Consider the following 4,425-nt stretch of genomic DNA (forward strand, 5'->3'; position numbering starts at 1 on the left):
GGATGCAGAGTCAGAGAACGGCAAAGCAGTTAACGAAGGAGGCAGCACTCCGCCACTCACGTCACCCGCTGTCGTAACCACTCCGATGTCTCACTGCCGTGCCACAGCATATTCGAAGCCCGCTATAGAAAACGAGCAAGATGTCGATGCCTACTTAGCGGCATTACGTGCAGACTTGATGAAAGAGATTAACTCGGGCCACATCGTCATGAAGCAAGGGTGAAAACGTGGACATCGATATCACAGAAATTGAGAACAGACTTGCAGGTTATTTCGGTAATGGGAAAAGACTTGTCTTCTGGGAAGATACCTCTGGCGACTATGCAGAGGTGGCAGATTCGATCGTTGTCGAAGGTGCCAAGCTGCTCAATGTGACAAAGCAAGAGATAGCGTCGAAGCGACACATCCTACGCGAGTGCCCCACTGACAATTTCGTGCTATATCGCTGTGGAGACATTCCCAAGGAAACAGATGACTTCCTGCTTGATCTAAAACTTGCAGCAATCCCCTTTACGTGCAGCATGGAAGGTCTTTGGGCAGAGGAGTGCTCAATCAAGCCCCAGCTTGCACACGTGTGTGCCATGCATTCTAGGTTTTTCAACTCCAAAGAACGCAAGGCTAGGTTGAGGGATACGGGCCTTGCAAAGAACACCGAAGAAAATCTGCGTTTTGCAATAATTGCTACTTGTGTCGGTTCTCCAGAATCGACAAACAGAGATGCGGCGCGAGACATAGTGAAGCGTTTGCTTGTTGAATATGCAAAGGGTAAGCAAGCGACCCTCCAGCTAATCGTGGAATGTGGATTAGGTACTTCCCTGTGGGGCTGCATAAACCGGCTGCTCGACTACGAAGTGGCAAAGGGAGAAGAGCCCACCATCGCCGATCTTGCCTACCAGATGGTTTTGACACAATGCGCACCGTTACTCCGCGACAATGTGTCTGTACTGTCTAACGACGCAAAACGTATCATGGACACGTTGGCGAAAGATGTAAGGACAAGAGATGCCTACGAGTTCATAATCAACGAAACAAAGGAGACGATTGTATCTCGGATCGATTTAGATATGCGCACCCCTGAACAGATCGGCTCCCTTGATGCACTGCCGGACTTCGATGAATGGATTCTGAGCTCTTATGTATCTCAGGTGAACCTTGGAGCGCTGCCATCCTCGCAAGTCGAAAAGACACGCACCTTGCGCAAATACGGTATCTGGAGCGCAAACTATGACTTGCATTATCAGGCGATAATCTCGGTAGCAGTGTTTTTCGAGCAGGAAGCCTGCTACGAAGCGACGGTGTCCTCGAAGACTTCGGTAGCGGCGATCTTTGAGACATATTGTTCGCAGTGGTATCAAATCGATACGGCCTATCGACGATTCTTCGTGGCATACAGGGAACTCGGCAACGGTGGGCGCTTTAAAGCCGCACTTGAAGAAACAAAAGAGAAAATACTTGCGGCATACAATCGCTTCCTCATAGACCTCACCGATCGCTGGCAGCTTCATCTTTTCGACGAAGAAGGCACCTACCCGCCTGCTTCTCTGTCACGGCAGGACAGATTCTTCCGAGAAGAGGTTGAGAAGAGCTTCCCCAAGGCAGAGAAAGGTCGCCGTGTTGGCGTCATCGTGTCCGATGCCCTGCGCTTTGAAGCTGGGAAGGAACTAACTGCCCGGTTAAACGCGTCAAGCGTAACGGGTTTGCGTGGTAAGGCGCAAGCGGCGTGTAAGGGTGCGGCGTGTATGCTGCCAAGCTATACGCAACTGGGCATGGCTGCATTGCTCCCCGATGGAGATATGCAAATCAATCCGGGAACAGAAAACGTCTTTAAGGCAGATGTGCCCACACAAGGATTGCTCAACAGGCAGAGAATCATTGAAACCAGAATCGATGGTTCTTTGGTTCTGAAAGCTAAAGACGTGCTCGCTAATGGCTTGCCGGATGCTCAAGAAGCACCGCTCATCTACCTGTACCACAACGTCATCGATGCTCGAGGCGACAAACGTGACACCGAGGGAGAAGCTTTTGAGGCGTGTGATGAAGCGTTCAATCAAATAGAGAAGCTTGTGGCAGACCTTCTGCGCGCAGGCTGCGGGAAGGTGTTCATAACGGCCGACCATGGCTTCTTGTATCAAGAGCAAAGTGTCGAAGAATACCAATATGCCGATGTTCCAAACTTGAGTCAGCTTGCAACCATCGACGAAGCCAACCTTTCACATAGCAGACGTTACATCGTGAGCACGACCGCCCCGCAAAACGACATGCTTATCGAATACGCACCCGCAGCTCTTTCCTTAGAGGGCGACTGCAAGATAGTGCTCCCAAAGGGCATCACGCGCCTTAGGTTGCGCGGCAGTGGAGCGCGCTACGTGCATGGAGGCGCGTCTTTACAAGAAAACGCTATTCCGGTGGTTACCGTCCAAGCTGTCAAGCAAGAGCAAGCGGGCCATCCCACTGACGTGCAGGGATTCGCGTGTGGAAGGACCACCATCACAGGTCCTACGGTCTCGCTGACCGTCTATCAAACCGAACCTTGCAGCGCATCGGTGCTACCGCAGACGGTGAAAGTTGGCGTGTATGCGAAGGACGAGCCCACAAAGCTGCTGAGTGTCAACGAGCACTCTATTGAGCTTTCGAGCGCCTCACCGAATTCGGACGACCGGAAAACTACAGTCACGCTTGATGTCACTAACGACATAGATGATTATGCCAGCGTTACGGTGCGTATCTCGAAAAAAATTGGGAACACGAATCGCTATGATACTGCGTGGGAGTGCGAATACTCAGTGAACAGGGCTTTCGGGAATGATTTTTAGCGAAGGGAAATAACGTGGATTCGAACAAAATCAAAAACCTTGCAACGGGTGCGCGAGAGGCTCTTCGCGCAGAAGTCAATGCACGGTTTGACGCCGTACTGGCACCCGACAGCGCCGAGCGCCTCGACAACCCGAATAGCATCCATGTTATCGAGGCCGCCATCAGCGACAGGGGGCGCGACCACGTTGTCGACCAAGCCGCCTACACTTGGTTCAACCGTCTGTGCGCTTTGCGCTACATGGATGCCCGAGGATACACGCCTGTTCCTGTGGTTACGCCGCGCAAAGGCTCAACGCAGCCGGCCATTCTGACAGATGCCACCCAAGGTGTGTTCGCCCCAGAATACCAGATGAGCCGCCTTATCCGTGACCGCGTTTCAAGCCTACTCATGGGCACCACGCCGTCCGACAACGCAACGGAAGCGGCGTATGCGCAGCTTATCGGTGCTGTGTGCGCGCGCTACGCTGGACCTATGCCGTACCTGTTCGAAGAAGAGGTGGCATCGAGTTTGCTTATGCCTCAAGGGTTGCTGTCTGAAGGCAGCATCTTGCAGCGCATCGTGGAAGATATGGACGACAACAACTGCGCCTCGGTTGAGGTTCTAGGCTGGCTCTATCAGTACTACGTTGCCGAGAAGAAAGACGAGATATTCGCCTCGAACAAGAAGCGTGGTGCAGACGAGATCGGCCCGGCCACGCAGCTGTTCACTCCTAACTGGATTGTGCGTTACATGGCAGAGAACTCATTGGGGCGTATCTGGATGCTGAACAATCCCAGTTCAGGCTTGCGTGATGCCATGGAATACTACATCGAAGGCGAGACGCCCGATGAGTATTTGAAGGTGTATTCTGCAAGCGAACTGAAGGTGCTCGACCCTGCCTGCGGTTCGGGTCATATCTTGGTGTACTGCTTTGATCTGCTGTTTTCCATGTATGAAGAAGAAGGTTGGCAGCCCGAGGATATTCCGGCAATGATTCTGCAGAACAACCTCTACGGTTTCGAGATTGATGGCCGTGCCGGAGAGATTGCCAAGTTCGCGCTTGAGATGAAAGCACGCGAGAAAGACCCACAGTTTTTCGACCGCCACATTGATGCAATGGTGTCGGTACTGGAGCCGGTACGCTTTAGCGAAGATGAGCTAAATGAGGCAGGGTTACTTGCTGGCAATACGCCTCTGTTGGAGGCGTTCGACCACCTCGACGAAATAGGCAGCTTGTATGTGCCCGAACTATCCGATGAGGTGTTTATCGATAACGCCATTGAGAATCTGGAACGCTCAAGCGGCATGTTCGCCGAAAAGACCATTGAGAAACTGCGAAAGATGAAGGAACAGATACAGAAATTAAGTCAGAAGTTTTCAGCCGTGGTGGCAAATCCGCCGTATATGCCCACAAGCTCCCTTGAACCGTGGGCAAAAGAATGGGTGCAAAAAAAGTATGCTGATGCCAAATCAGATTTCTTTGCGGCATTCGTTCTGCGAAACTTGCATTTTGCTGATAAAGCTGGCGAACTTGGGTTCATGACACCTTTCGTGTGGATGTTCATTTCGTCATACGAAGGACTCCGAAAGAAGTTGATTGATTCACACACGATAACATCGCTTATCCAGCT

General features: G+C 51.8%; 3 protein-coding genes. All 3 read left to right on the forward strand.

Annotation, left to right across the window (positions count from 1 at the left end):
- The coding region (locus RR842_RS09610) for a hypothetical protein (RefSeq protein ID WP_332729597.1) at positions 1 to 223 on the forward strand (223 nt) is incomplete at its 5' end.
- 4 nt (positions 224 to 227) lie between these two features.
- A complete protein-coding gene (gene pglZ, locus RR842_RS09615) occupies positions 228 to 2,813 on the forward strand; it encodes a BREX-1 system phosphatase PglZ type A (protein ID WP_332729598.1) in 2,586 nt (861 codons plus the stop codon).
- Between the two features lie 14 nt (positions 2,814 to 2,827).
- A partial coding sequence (pglX, locus tag RR842_RS09620; RefSeq protein ID WP_332729599.1) for a BREX-1 system adenine-specific DNA-methyltransferase PglX occupies positions 2,828 to 4,425 on the forward strand: 1,598 nt, incomplete at its 3' end.

The sequence above is a fragment of the Gordonibacter sp. genome (genome assembly GCF_036667095.1).
In the GTDB taxonomy this organism is placed as follows: Bacteria; Actinomycetota; Coriobacteriia; order Coriobacteriales; family Eggerthellaceae; genus Gordonibacter.